Source organism: Spiribacter salilacus, from assembly GCF_009649225.1.
Taxonomy (GTDB): Bacteria; Pseudomonadota; Gammaproteobacteria; order Nitrococcales; family Nitrococcaceae; genus Spiribacter; species Spiribacter salilacus.
Window position 1 is genome coordinate 50,333 of the sequence record NZ_WJPP01000006.1, and the last position, 15,547, is coordinate 65,879.

Genomic DNA, 15,547 nt, shown 5'->3' on the forward strand with positions numbered 1-15,547 from the left:
TCAGAGTGTCGGCGTAGCAATCAGATCAAAATCCAGCAGATCGGGCAGGGTTTGCCCGAGGCTCCAGAATTGTAAGCTACCGTAGTGGTTAACCACCAAGCTGCCGGTGCCTAGGCCCCAGAGGTTATAGCCAGGCTGCCAGAGATCACCCGGTAAACGCATGGTCAGCAGGCTATCTCGCGCGCCACTTCCCACAAGGGTCTGTGACTCACGATCACCCCACATGCTTTCACGCCATTCCGAAAGGAAGCTAGAGCGCGACATGCGATCACGCTCAAGCATGCCCTGACCAAACCATGAGCCTGCTCGGCTATCAAGCAACAGTGAGTTGTTAGGGCCTGCCGCATCCTCTGAAAGCGCCGCCCCAAGCCCGTATGAGCGAAGCAGTATCTCCCGGTCTAGCCATGGTGCTAGCCCGGCGCGATTACCTACCGAAATCAAGAACACGCCCTGGTTTTGCGGGCCACTTTGATAGAGGAAGCCGTTGCCATCTCTATCGATTAGGCTCAGCCGATCACCAAATCCAGCGGGTAGGCGAATTGAGTTTGCAGAAACTTTAATCAGCTCACTTTCTAAATCAAGCAACTGCCCACGCACACCGGGCGCTGAGCCGGTAACGGTATGCGGCAGTGCAGAGAGCGTTAACACACCGGCCTGAACGTTCACACCGATATTGCCCGATGCGCTCATCACCCGATGCCCACCGGCATCAAGCCGCACTTCTCCGCCGGTGGTTAACTGGCCAAGCACCATCGGCGCCGCTGTGGAGCGCAAGTTAATGAGCCCGCCACCAGAGCGAATCTCACCATCCGCCTGCATTTGAATGATGCTGGCGTTTAGGTTAACTGCACGTGCATTCAACGAGCCGCCCAAGTCAATCGTTCCGCGGGCCCGCAAGTCGGCATTGCCACCCAGCGTGATATCCGCTGTGCTGGTAATCGCCCCACCGCTTGTTGCGGTTAAGCCCTGAGCGCGCACCGTGCCGCTGAGCGTCATGGCGCCGGTAGAAGTTAGGCTAACTGCTCCATCGGCATTAATGCCGTTGGCCACCAAATCGCCGCTCATATTCACCGATACAAGACCACCGGCCTCGGTAATCTCCAGGTCGCCAAAGCGGTGATCATTCTCCAGTGTGATGGGTGAGCCGGCCGCACCAAAACGCGCCGTGCCGGTCACATCCAGTACGGCATTGCCACCGTCATCAATCTCGCCGGTAGCGCTTAGGTCAAAAAGCCCTCCGATGGAGTTATCAGCGGCCAGCACGGCCGCGCCATCCACGCTAAGCACCGCATCGCCCGTGGTGGTGATGTTAAACAGGCTCGCTTCAAGCTGGTCACCATTTTGATCACCCAAATCAGCACTCGCGCTCGATAGTGTGAGCTGCTCATCAATGATCATCTGCGCACCGGCCACATTGGTGATCATGCCATTGGCGCTTACTTCGGCCTCAGGCACCGCCACGTTACCCAGCTGCAGGGTATTCACGTCATTTACGCGCAGCGACTCGGCGGCTAGCACGTTAAATGCACCCCCAAAGTCGTTACCGTTATCTAAGGTGATGACGAACAACGTTTGATTAGTTGCCTGCGCGGTCAGTGTGGTTTGACCGGTAATGCTCAGGCTCGTTACACCACCATCGTCTTGATCGGTAATCTCCCCGCGGGAGATCAGCTCAAGCGCACCCATGGTGTTCTCACCCACAAATAGGGTGTCGTCAACATGAGTCAGCTTAACTAGCCCATCACTGGTGATCGTAAAGGTACCGGCTTTTAGGCTGGCGTTGGCTTGGCCGCCCAGGTCCATGCTGGCTGCTTCTAGCGTGGCATTGCCGATGACATCGATATCGGCATCATCCGTGTTCGTCAGCGCACCGGATAGGCTGAGATCAAAACTCAAGGCTGACACATCGGCCAACTCCACCGCGCCGGATGCCGCAATCTGTACCTCTTCACCGGCAATTTCAAGCGCACCAGCAAACTCGTTCAAGTTGCTGGTTAGCATAATGTTCAGGGGATCCTCATCGCGCTCCGCCACCAGCTTGCTCGTGCCACCCACACTTAAGTTGCCGCCATCACGGGTGCCAATGGTACCCGCCACGTCTAGGTCTAAGTTGCCAGTGATAGAACTGGCGCCTGAGAACTCCAGGGCCCGATCAAGCTCAAGGGTGACATTACCACCCGTCACCACTTGCAGCGCACCAAAGGAGACATTGTTATCGGCGCCCAGGGTCAGATCAGAGTTATCACCAATCTGCAGGGTGGCTACCTCGGCCACGTTGATGTCGACGTCCGCCTCGGCCGAAATACCACCCGCACTGTTAAGCGTGAGGTTGCGGGAGGCATCAACATTGCCCAGGCGGATATTACCGCTATTGGTAATTAAGGTGGCATCGCGCGATTGGGTAAAGGTAACAATACCGCCTACTGCGTGACCGTTATCTAGCAGAATGTCTGACTCGGTATCGGTTTCGAGCGTTAGCGCGCCGGTGATGGTAAGTGTGGCTGCATCAGATGCCTCCGCATCACCGTCGGTGATATTTCCGGTTGAGGTCAGATCCAGCGAGCCGATGACACTGGCATTGCTCAACAGCGTGCTGCTGTTTTCGTTAATGGTGACATCGCCATCGGTGGTCAGGCGCAGGCTGCCAAAGTTGACCGTGCCATCGCCGCCAACGGTAATATCTCCGCTATTGCCGGCCTGGAACCAGGCTTCACCGCCAATCGAGAAGACTTCATCTGATTCTGTGCCAACCGTAATCGCATCGTCTTCACTATTCAGGTTGTCAGCTTTAATGCTGGCATCCCCAGTGACCGTAACGCTGGCATTCGCTGCACTGGTAATTACGCCATCGGCGCGCAGGATCAGCGAGGCCGCCGTGTTGGTGCCGACGATCTTGGCATCATTATTTTGCGTGTGATTAATTTCAACGGCCCCATCCGAGGTGAACGTCACCTGTTTGGTGGTAAACGAGGGGTTATTACCCAGTCGAATGCTGTCTGCCGTCAGATCCGTGAGCCCGCCTACCGACACGCCATTGGCCGATTGAGTCAGCGCCCCATTCACGTGAATGGTGAAATCACCGGCGGTGTCCACATCATCCAGCGCCGTATCGATGCTGTTGACGATATGAATGCTATTCGTTGTGCCGGTATTTTGTGCCGACACCGCTTGGGTAAGCTCGTTATCGGCGTGGTCAAGCGTAATGGCGGCACCGTCTGTTGCAAAGCGGGCCACGGTTAGAGCCGTGCCTTCAGCCTCTTCGGCCTGTACCAAGGCGCCCGTTTGGGTAATGGCGCCAGTGGCGATAAGCGTTAATGCCCCCGAACCCACATTGGAGGCCGCGAGCGCCAGTGCACCAGTTTGCGTAAAGGCCACGGCATCAGTGCCGGTGTTATTCAGCGCCACCGTGCCGGTGACGGCATTATTGGTAGCGGTAAGATTAATGGCCGCGGCTTCGGCATCAAACACCGCATTGCCACCCACCACAAACCGCGTATCCGTAGCCTGATCAATCAAGCCGCTGGTGTTGACCGTGAGATCACCGGTGATATCGATGTTGCCCAGCATGATGCCGGCATCGTCATCGTCATCGTCATCGTGCAGATTCACATGGGTGGCGTCTGTAATTGTGACGACGCCATCGAGACGGTGCGCGTTGTCGAGAAGCACATCACCATCTCCACCATTCACTTCAAAGGTGGCCGCCCTGGTGACAGACAGCGTGGCGGCATCGCCATCGGTAATAGTGTCTTGCGCGGTTAGATCCAGATCACCCGTAATTGCGCTATTGCCGCTGAAGGTGATGCCGGCGTCCGTATCTACCAAGGTAACGTTATCCGCACTCACCCGGAGGGTGGCGGAGGTAAAGTCGTCGCTACCGGTGCCCAAGGTAATGTCATTGCCCGTGGCGGTCAGATCGGCCAGGCCAGTGACATCAATATCGGTACCGGTTGCCTGATTGATGTTGTCGGCTGCTGTTACGTTCAGGTCGCGGCCGATGGCCATGGCGCCCAGCGTGATGCCACTATCGGTATCGTTCAACACCACATCGTAGGCCGCCGTCACCGTGATCACGCCATCAAGATGATTGGCGTTATCAAGCAGGATGTTGCCGGTGCTGGAAATCACGTTGAAGGTGGCTGCGCCATCAATCGACAGCGTCGCGTTATCACCATCGGTCATGGTGTCTTGCGCGGTTAGATCCAGATCACCCGTAATTACGCTATTGCCGCTGAAGGTGATGCCGGCATCCGTATCTACCAAAGTGACGTTATCCGCACTCATCCGCAGGGTGGCGGAGGTAAAGTCATCGCTACTGCCGGTGCCCAAGGTGATGTCATAGTCCGTGGCGGTCAGATCGGCCAGGCCAGTGACATCGATGCTGGTGCCATTTGCCTGATCGATGTTGCCGTCAGCCGTTACGGTCAGGTTGCGGCCAATGTCCATAGCGCCCAGCGTGATGCCACTATCGGTATCCTTGAGCACCACATCGCGGGCCGCCGTTACCGTGATCACGTCATCAAGATGGTTGGCGTTATCGAGTAGGATATCGCCCGTCTCGGAGACCACATTAAAGGTGGCGGCGCCTGCAACGGATAGCGTGGCAGCCGTATCGTCAGTAATCGTGTTTTGCGCGGTTAAGTTCAACGCACCGGTGATATCACTATCGCCGCTGAAGGTGATGCCGGCATCCGTATCCACTACGGTAACGTCTGCCGCGTTCACCCGCAGGGTACCTGAGGTAAAGGCATCGCTGCCGGTGCCCAAGGTAATGTTATTGCCCGTGGTGGTCAGATCGGCAAGGCCGGTGATATCGATGGTGGTATCCGCTGCCTGGGTAATATCACCCACCGCCACAACGCTAAGATCGCCCGTCAGGTCAATGGCATTGAGCTCAAGGTTCCCCGTGCCTGAATTCAGCAGCAGATCGCGCGCACTGCCATCCGCCGAGCCAATGGCATTCAGGGTCATGGCGCCACCGCTCACTAGCTCGGTGTCGCGAGACAGCTCAAAGGTGGTGTCCGCTACGCCCACGCTGAGCTGACCGGTTGCTTCAAGGCGCTGGCTGGCAAAGCCAGAGAGGCGGTCAATCTCGGCTGTGGTCAGGGTTAGGGTATCCGCCTGCTCTGTAGCCACATCCACCGCCATATCGCGGTTGGCCGTGGCGGCCGTCACTGCAAGTGATCCGCTACTAGTAGAATTAAGCGCCGCATCAACCACCAGCGTATCGGTGGTGAGATCGACATTGCCCTGCACCGTCACGGCCTTGTCAAGGCTGACTGAAGCGGCGTTATCGATGGTTAAGTCCTGCAGGAGATTATCCGCGCCCAGCACCGCATTCAGAGTAACCGCGCCGCCCTCGGCACTGCCGCTAAGGTCATAGTCAATCACGAAGTCTTCCGCGGTGTTGCCATCACCAGTGAGCAATTCAGCCGCATTGATGGTGACATCACCCGCCTCGCCGCTGCTGGCCTGCAGCGTGAGCAGGCCATCCGTGAAGCGCACATCCTGCGCGCCATTAATCGTCAGCGAACCGCCATCATGTAGCGTCACGCCCTTGGCAAAGTTCACATTACCAGTGGCGTTAATGGTGACATCACCGGCCACCTCCAGCGCTTCGTTAAAGGTGACATCCTCTGCCCCGTCAATCTCAAGCCCTTCAAGGCGGTCTGTAGTTGGGCTGGTGCCAGTGCCCGCATCAATCACCGAGTGGAACACGGCATCACCGCCGGCCAGCTCTAGGCGCAGGGTGGCCAGATCGCTGTCACCGTTGCTGGCCAGATAGAATGGAGCCTGGCCCTCGCTGAGCTGATCAGCTGCTCGGCCCAACACAATATCAGCGGTGTTATCCGTGACCTTCAGGGTCAGCGCATCGACTGCGCGCAGGGAGTCATCAATGGTGATGCCGGCCGCATCACTGGCGGTGACGGTGCCATCCAACACGGCGGTGTTACCTGAGCCGACCAGCACAAAGCTACCGGCAATCAAATCACCCTCCAGGCGGCTGGTATCGGCATCCACCGTGAAGGCGCGATCACCAGCATCAATGCTACCGGTCATATCCAGCCCATCGGTCAGGGCGAAGTTTGAACCGCCATCACCCCGCAGCACCACAACCAGCTGCTCAGAATCGGTATTGGCGGATTTGAGCGTGGCTAGCTGCACGTTGTTATCTGCATTCAGCGTGAGATGGCTGCCGCCCTGGAGTTCAACGTCGCCGCTGCTGAGCTCACCCGACTGATGGATCACCAAATCCACGGCCTGACCGTTCTCTAGGCTGAGACCACTGGCTTGAGTATTGAGTGTGGCGTTTTCTGAGAGCTTAACGCTCAAATTCTGTGCGGTGATGGTGCCGCCGGCATCAATAGACTGACCGCTTAGACGGATGTCTGAATCGGCGCGACCAAAGTCTCCAGCCAACATAACTTTGCCATTCAGGCTCTCAAGGTCTAGCCCCTGAGCATCACCAAGCGGCAACTCCAGCACAAAAATATCGCCCGTTGCTTTTGAGGTGAGCGTGGCAAGACTACCCTCTCCAAAGCTTGGATCGTCCGATGGCAAGCTGATGACGTAATCGCCCTGCACCGCGTTGCCATCGCTGCCTTCGAGGTCAAGCAGGGCATTGGCGGCGTTTTCAGTGGCGTTGTAATCAAAGGTTCCGTCTGCCGTGGCCACATTCAGGCCAGACTGGCCAGAGCCTTGTGCCCAGTCATCCTGACGATCGCTACTACCAGACTTGAGCTTGCCATCATTAATTTTGGCGTTGGCGGCAATGATGTGATTGTCAGCGCCAGCGGTGCCGGTAATCAGGCTAACAGCACCCCGTGTATTAATCTGAACCTCGGAGAGCAGCTTATCGACATCGTCCCGACCAGCTTCTACGGCGGCCAGCGCAATATCGCCCAGGTTGCTGACGATAATTCGGTTGCCGATGGTCTGCCCACTGTCATCATCACGCCCATCGGCATCGATCCAGACATCGTGCAGCGTCAGATTACCGCGCGCATTAAGAATAACATCGCCACCACCGCTGCCCAGGCGCTGGACCTCCAGGTCGGTTGCCTCACGCACTTCCACGGTGCCACCGGCTGAATAGGCGTCGAGCGTGTCGACTCGGGTATTGACCATCACATCGAAGCCGGCATCGACTATCAGATCTCGCGTCTGCAGCAGACTGCCCACGTTCATCTGAATTTCATCGGCTACCAGGTTGATGCTATCAGTGGCTTTCAGCACGCCGCTGGCAAAATCCAACACCGACGGTGTGCCATCGGTGCCGCGCACATCCACCCGCAACGATTCCACGGGCGAGAAGCCCTCAAGCGCCAGGAAATTGCCCTTGAGGGTTAAGTCATCCTGGGTGGCAATGGCGATGTTGGCATCGGCTCTGAGATCAAAGACGTCGACTGACAAGGCTTGCGTGTTGAGGGTGATATCACCGGTGGTACGCGTGCTCGTAACTGCATTGCCACCCCCGTCTACGATGCCGTTGCCATCACCATCAACATCCTGCACTTCAACTGTCGCTAGGCCATTGGCCCGCATCGACAGCGTATCAATCTGATTGTCGCCACCGTCGCTGTGCGTAATGTCGCCAATGACCAGCACATCGCGATCAGACATCAGTTCAACCCGAGACTCGGCGGCGATATCCGCATTGATGGTCAGCGTCTCACCAAAGGTGCTCTTGTCCAGATCCGTTGGATCACCATGCACCGCGTGGATGATCACGGTTTCCGCGCTGAGATTCTCAGTAAAGGCCGTTTCACCATCAAACTGGAACCCCGCGGCGCGGTACTCGAGCGTGCCGTCTGCTGTGGCGTACTGGCGGTGGAGATCGACTACGCCCAGCGTGGCGATAAAGCTCAAGTCTTTATAGCCGGCAATCGAGTCATCAGAGTTGCTCGACCAGCCGGTGGGCTCGTCCACGGTAATATTGCCGGTTTCAGACTCCAGCCGGATCGTGCCGTTATTCACGCTCACGCTGCTGGCGTCATCCAGATAAAGATCGTCCACGGTGTTAAGCGTCAGCGTGCCGCTGCCGGCCAGGCTCAAGTCGCCGATGCTCAGCGTTTCATCCGCGCTCAGGTGGCGAAGGGTGAGATCACCGCCGGTGCTGGTGGCCGTGGTCAGGCGGTTGGCGCTAATGGCCAGACCTTCAATGCCGGTGGCAGCTTCAAGCACTAGCTCATCCGCGCTGAGCTGTGCCACATCCAGCCCGCCGAGGCCCAGGATATCGCCAGCGGTCGTGCGCAGCGTGGCGGTGCCGACGCGATCGACGATGTTGGCCGCATCGAGGGTAATATCACGGGTGTCGCCGGCATTCGTGGTCTCACCGTCCCCTCGAGCTTCGGCCACCCCGCTCAGCTGCACATCCTCCAGGCGAATGCCGGCATCCGAGTCAACCGTTAGATCACCACCGATCACGCGCACTTCATCAAGCGTCAAAACGCCTGAGCCCTGATCCAGCGTGAGGTCACCAAACTCAATCTTGGCATCCAACCGACCAACCAGGGTGCGCAGATCGGCATCACCCACCAAATCCAGATCAAGATGATCGACCTCAATGGCCGTCGAAGTTGCGCTCTCGTGGCTGAGCGTGCCGGCGGCGGTGAGCGCGACGTACCCGGTGCTCACCAGATCACGCACCACAATGCCGGCCTGCGTCGCCACGGCGTTCGATGAGAACTCCGTCTTCACCTCAATCTCGAGACGGTTATCGGCCGTGTCACCGCTAAGGTTCAGATCCAGCAGGCTCAGATCGCCCCAGTTGGTCAGGCTGATGTCGGAATCCGTGGCCTCGGCGTTCAGATTCAGGGCACCGCGATGGCTGATCTGGAGATCGCCGCCCTCGCCCTTGAGCGTAAGGGTATCCAGCCCATTCAGATCCAAGGCGGTCTGCCCATCCACATCGACGATCAGATGATCGACCGCCAGATACGCCTTGTGTTGAGCGGTTTCACCGGCCGTCCGGGAGAGGGTCTGACCCGCGGCGAGTGCCAGGGTGTCGGAGTTGGCCTCGCCCAAGCCCTCGAGGACCGCGGTGCTCACCAGCGTCAGGTTTACGCCCGCCTCAAAGTCCAGATCGCTGCCGAGGACCGTACCACGCAGTGTCACATCACCCGTGGCGGCCACGGCGACCTCACCGGCCGGGCCTTGTGCGGTCAAAACAGACGTGGCCGCCAGGTCAACATCCCCACCCGCTGAAATATCCAGGCTTGTTCCAGCGGTAAGCTCGGCGATGGTATTGATGGTGGTAATGCCATCATCGGCCGTGACGTTATGACCCTGCGCTGTGACCGTGCCGGCAGCGTCGATCTCCAGCGTGCCCGAGGCCTCGACCACCGCGGTAACGGTGACATCCGCGCCACTTTCAATCCGAATGTTCTGCGCATCGAGGGCATTGCCGGCGAAGGTGGCGATGGTTTGGGTTTCGTTTCCAACGCCGGCCACCTGCTCAGTCTGCGCGGAGAGGCTATAGGTGGGCGTGCGCTTCCAGACGTTTTCCGTAATCTCGCTGACGGTCGCGACTTCCTGCGACTTCAGCCCAAACTCGTTAACCAACCCGGTTACATCCGATGGCTGGTACACCATCTGATAATCCAACTTCAGCCGCTGATCTCTTAAGTCAACATCGGTGGATTGCCATTCGTAATCGTAGTCGTAGAAGATTTCCTTGGCGGTAGTGACATCCTTCTTACTGATCTTAGACGCCGTTAAAGTCGATCCGTCAATATCGTATTGAACACGATATTGACCGCCTTCGGCGAAACTCATAAAGCTGTTGTTCTTGCTGACAGCAGTGTCTCTGGAAAGCGATAAGTCAATGGCCTGTGCAATCCAGTCGGCCCGAGATTGAGTTTGGGTTCCGCCGGAATAGCTACCATCGCCGTATGCACCAAATATTCCGGCAATGTAGTTATCTCTTATGCCGCTATCCGACAGATAATAATTATAGATATCTACATCATAGGAACGGAGCGCTACAGCGCCAGCAATGCCTATTTCCCAATCACCCTCCACGTTGTATGGGCGCGTGAGGGTATCACTATAATCTTTATATTTATTAGTGTCGTTTTTCCCGTCGACAAACAACATGAGCGGAGCACGGTAATCGGGGTTGTATGCGTATTTCGCGACCACGTGGCGGTACTGAGTAACATCGACTCTAGAACTTGAAGTTACTCCACTCCAAACGTCGTCTCCTCCTTGGTATAACCAAAAGATGGCCTTCCCGTCAATAATTTCTATAGACCGAGTGTTACCGGCGTCATCACTGACAAACTCAAAAATCTTTCCGTCGGGAGAATTATATATCCAAGCTTCAAGGGTAAACGTTTGAGCGAACGTATCACTCCCTAAACCTACATTACCCGAGGTTTTAACGACCGGAGAAATACTGACGGTCACATCGTCTTTTTGCTCAGCGCCAATCAAATCACCACTCTGGGTGCCATCACTGCGGTAAACGGAATAACTCCCGTCACCCAACTCGCTCAAGATCTCTCGCGACCATTTAGACTGATCGCTTGAAGAAACTTCAAAGCTCTGGCTGGCACTTCCGTCAAAAAATCCGTATTTTGCCGCGAGCTGATCGCCGATCTCACGTTCACCCTGGCGCGTCAAGCTTGCCGTGTAATCCTCAAGCGCATCCAAGTAATCCTGATCCGCCTTAATCAGGTTAGTAAATCCGCCACCACCGACGTAGTCGGCTGCCATCTCCGCCTCCTCGGGGCCAGATGTCGCTGCATAGTTCTCCGCCCATGCAGGGGTGTAGCTCAACTCGAGCGTCTTTTCGCTATCAAGCAGCTCAAAGGACCGCTTGCCGGTGTTATCCACATAACCCACTTCCCAGTAGGCTTCATCAGCCCCCGTCTCCACCACCCGGTAGCTTCGGTTCGTTGGATATAGCGCTTCAGTCCAGCGAGATTCCTCCTGCGTGTATGTCACCTGAGCCGTGTCGAAGACGGTACCGACCCACTCACCGAGTTCATCAAGGTCCGCTGTTGGATCACCAAACACTGGCAGATAGCCCAGCTCCTTGGCCACCGCAATTTGTTGGGCATCCGTCAAATCATCCCATCCAGCGTCAACTGCCGGTTCGCTCAGCTCAAAGCTCTCCCAATCGATATTGGCATTGTTGTAATCCGTACCCTCGGTAAAGGTGGTCTGAACATCGGAATCATCATCGACGTTCACGTACTCCACCGTCACGCCGAAATCGGCGGCAGTTTTCCATTCTCCGTCGTTGGTTCCCTCGCGGGTGTCGTCATCCACCAGATACTGCGGCGCGCCTTGGGAGACGATGCGCTGGATGTCTTCTTCAGCGCCCTGCGGTAGCTGGATGTAGAAATCCTGCCAGCCAGACTCAGAAAGGTTCATTACGCGTGTGCTGTTGCCCGACCAACTTGGCGTGGTGGCCTGCGTGGTGGCCGTACCGTCGATGACGGTAACCTTCTCGGCATTGCTGTAGCTAAAGTCAAACAGCGGCTTGTAGCCCAGGTGATTCAATACCGCCTGGCGCTGGGCGGTGTCGAGCTGGTCGAAGCGTTTATAATCCGGATCGTTAGGATCGGTTGTCGAGACAGCAGTTGCGGCACGGTCAGGCAATAGCGTGGTACCCGCATTGCTCCAGTCGATCTCATCATTGGAGTAATCGACCCCCTCATCCGACTCACCAATCCCCTCAACAAAGAACTCTTTAAAGTCAGTCCCGTTGTGGTAACCAATCTGCTCAAGGGTGGCGTCTAGGCGAACAAATTCCTCACCCACAACAACGCGTTTCTGTGCCACTACTTCAAGCTGCGTGGTCGTACTCCAGGTCACCTTGGGAATGACGATGGTGCCGTCCAGGGTGTCTTGATAGCCACTGACCTCGGGCTCATACACGGTTCGATCAACCAGAGTCGGCACGCGAATCAGCTCTGAGCTCTGGCCAGAGACATCGGCGCGCAGCTTTACCGCACCGCTTGCTAAAACATCCAGATTGCCCGCCGCAGTGGCACGCCCCACCTCTAGCACTCGCACTGTGCCGTTGTTGTTCAAATCAATGCCAGATTTCAGCTCGATATTCCCACTCGAATCGAGCGCACCGGTAATCACGATCTGATCAACCGCATGGACCTGCAGCTCAGCGCTTGCGCCCGTGTCAGTCACTTCGCCATCGCCCTGAATGGTCACCACCTCACCAGCCAGATGCAGCAAACCGCCGGCGGACAAATCGGCTGATCCGGCCACGAATAGCTCAGCGTCAGCCGTGGCGCGCAATGTCGAGCCGGTATCCCGCGCCTCCAAGGCTGCGCCAGCCAGTAAGTTGACCTGCCCGCTGGCATCAAGCTCAATCTGGTTATTGGCGAAAATCGCACCCGCATTAAGCACCGTCACCGTATCGCCATCGATATCCGTGGCGCCATTACCGATGGAGATGTCAGCAGTGTTCGACGTGAGGCTTATGCTGTCTACCCAATCAACAAGGTTTGTTTCATCGTCATATTGAGCACCCAAATGCGTCCGCAGCATCAATGACTTTTCAGCCACGGCCGTAATGCTGCCGCCCGCGCCAACTACCGGCGAAGAATCGATCACAATCGAGTCGCCACGCAGAGTAAGATCACTCAAAGCCGATACCGTGCCACCCGCCAGCACGAGCTGGCCGGCACTGCCCAAATCAAGCGCATCCGCTGTGATTAGCGCGTCATTCACTGTAAAGTTGCTACCCACATCGATGCGCACCTGATCAACGGCATCCAGCACCGCTCGGCTATCGGTCAACGCATTAGGCTCTTCACCGCTATAGCTAATGACTGGGCCACCCAACGTGAATGTGTTGCTCACATCCACGGCCATTTCGGCAGCTCGGCCTTCACCAATCCATTGGGCTGAACCTACGTTTACATTGAACTCGCTATCTGTGTCGGTCGCCTCAAGCGTGGCATTACCGCCAAGCATTAAGTGCCCATCTGCCTCAAGGCCGATCAGTGAAGCCGCCTCGATGGTCACGCTGTCGGCGATTGTGGCGCTGTCATCAACCTGATCCTGTGTGGCGAAATTGCCCAGCGTCAGATCGGCGCCTGACTTCAGGCGGAAGGCCTCGACATCGGCCACCACATTTTCAAGGGTGAGATCGGCGCCGGCCTCAATCAGATACCGCCCACCGATAAACTCACCAGAAATGGTGAAGTCGTTCACCGCCTGCCAGTGTGACAAGGCCGTTGGGTCTGCCTGACGCACTTCGGCCACACCGGCAAAAGCGATCTCATCGCCCTCTAGGCTCACGCTTTCATCGGCCACAACGTAACCGTCGCTCGTTACCGTCAGCAAGCCATCGGTGGCCAGCGTAATCTGGCCAACACCCAGCGTGTCGCCATCGATCTTGGTATCCACCAATAAGTCTTCGGAGGACCGGAGGATTACCCCCTTGGCCGCATCAAACTGATTCTGGCCCAAGGTGAGCTGATCAGAGCGCAGCACCTTAAATTCGACGGCGCCTGCCGATTGAATCGCTGCGGGATCACCCGTCTCCGCTTTTTCCTGCACCACAATGGTGTTCTCAGCGCCTAAGCGAACGCCTAAGCGAATCAGACTGTCTGCGTCGGTGGTCTTTAGAAGTGCCGCGCCGCCCACCTCAATCGTATCGGCTGCCGCATCGATCAATCCGGTGGAATGAAGCTCACCCAGCACGCTGATGTGATCATCAGCCGTGATGTTCAGGGCACCATCACCCGCCAGGCTGGTGGTCGAGACCGTCAGGCTCAGCGGGTCGTTATCGGCATCAAAGGTCTGCGTAAAGTCGCCGCCAACCGCCGCAAAACCCCAAACATCAATGGCGCCCGCGGCGATCAAATCAATCGTGCCGTCGGCGTCTTTCACCATCATGCGTGAATCGGCGGGCAGCTTGATAGCGAGACCATCATTATCGCCATTGGCATCTGCACGGCCACTGCCGCCACGGATACTGATGGCGCCACCAGCCCGCAGTGTGCCAGGCACCTCGACTTTGCCCCCGCCGTTAACGCCAGCTGCCTGCCCGCCTAGGTAGGCCTGGCCGAGCGCCATCAGGCTTAACGAGGCACCGGTATTGAGCCAATCCACCGTGTCTGTGCGTCTGTCATCAGACACGGTGCGCTCAATGGCCCCGCCCGAGAGCAACAAGCCCATCACTTCGATATGCCCGCCCGTTTCAAGCTTGAGCGTGGCCTCGGTTGAGACATAACTGCCGTCGCTCAGCCCGCCACCCACGGTAATACCGCCCGCGGCGGTTACTTGAATGCCCACGCCCACCCCGTTATAGAACGACTCATCTTCATCAAGCACCGCAGTCACCGCCGCGCTACCCGAGGCCGCCATGCCGGAGTTAATGGTGACCGCTGCGTTCACCGACTCAACCTGAAGGTGCGCATCTTTTGCGGTGAACTCAAAGCCTGTTGTGCCGCTGTTGCCACCGGCAATCACCACGCCATCCACCTGCACGGCCTGCGACCCAATGAGGCTCAGCGTGCTGTTATCTCCCGTAGTGGTGATTACGCTGGTTGGCGCAATCCACACACTGATACCGTCTGCATTCGCGCCACCACGATCAATCAGCTCAATGCCACTGCGTAGCACCCCACCGTGTATCTCCAAATTGCCGGCAATGGTTATTTCGCCTTCGACATACACCCATTGATCAGACTGCAGCATGGCATCGGCGCCAATGCCCTGCGTTTTAATATTACCGACCATAAACAGGTTGCTGGGCCCGGTGATGCGGATATCGGCATCGGCACCGGTGGTGACCAGCGTGCCCGTCATCAACAACCCGTAGTCGGGCATGTCTGCCGCGCTTGCGGCATACAGCGGATGGCTTTCATCCAGCGAGTTAAAGTAATTATTAAAAACCTCGGCACTGCTTGGCGTGTCAGCGTTTGGTGTGCCCATATCGATGGTCAAGTTGCCTGAGGCGGCAACGACGCCATCAATCCACATCTCCTCTTGGGCAAACAGATAAACACTGGCCTGTGCGCCGGTTTCTGTTGGCACGCCGCCTTCGACTTTAACGCCAGCATTCACAATCGAGCCGCTACCCAGCGTCATCGCCTGGCTGGATTCCACATAGATGCTAGAATTTTGGTTCAAGGCAGAGATTTCTGAGGCGGCATTGAGTACCACTTCGCCGCCGGAGACCAAGCGGATATTGCCACCTTCGGTGCTTGTTGCGACAACGCTATCCACAATCACGCTTTGGTTGGTCTGCACGATCACATCGCCGCCACGGGCGGTTAGCCCACTGGTTGCTGGATCGTTAAACCCAATATTCACATCTTCGGCTACCTGCAGCGCCATGCGATCGATGCGGAATTTATTGGCAACGACCATGCCGGTTTCAAGCTCAAGCGTGCCGCCGTCGGTTGCGCCATCGGCATCAATACGCTGCCAAAGGCTGGCGTTGGCAAAGTCCTGACGGCTTAGGTCAACACTGCCTGCATCGCCCACATACTCATACAGCCCATATTCTGTTTTGGAGTACTGCACCTGAACCCGATCGCCACTGGTGAGCGCTAGTGCCCGA

At 57.0% G+C, this 15,547-nt stretch carries 1 protein-coding gene (only partly in view); it reads right to left on the minus strand.

Going from position 1 to position 15,547, the window contains the following annotated elements; all coding sequences use genetic code 11:
- Positions 1-15,547 carry the 3' end of a hypothetical protein gene (locus GH984_RS10460; RefSeq protein WP_216643667.1) on the minus strand. 15,734 nt of this gene lie beyond the right edge of the window, so the window shows 15,547 of its 31,281 coding nt (coding positions 15,735-31,281); the start codon falls outside the window, past its right edge; its stop codon occupies positions 1-3.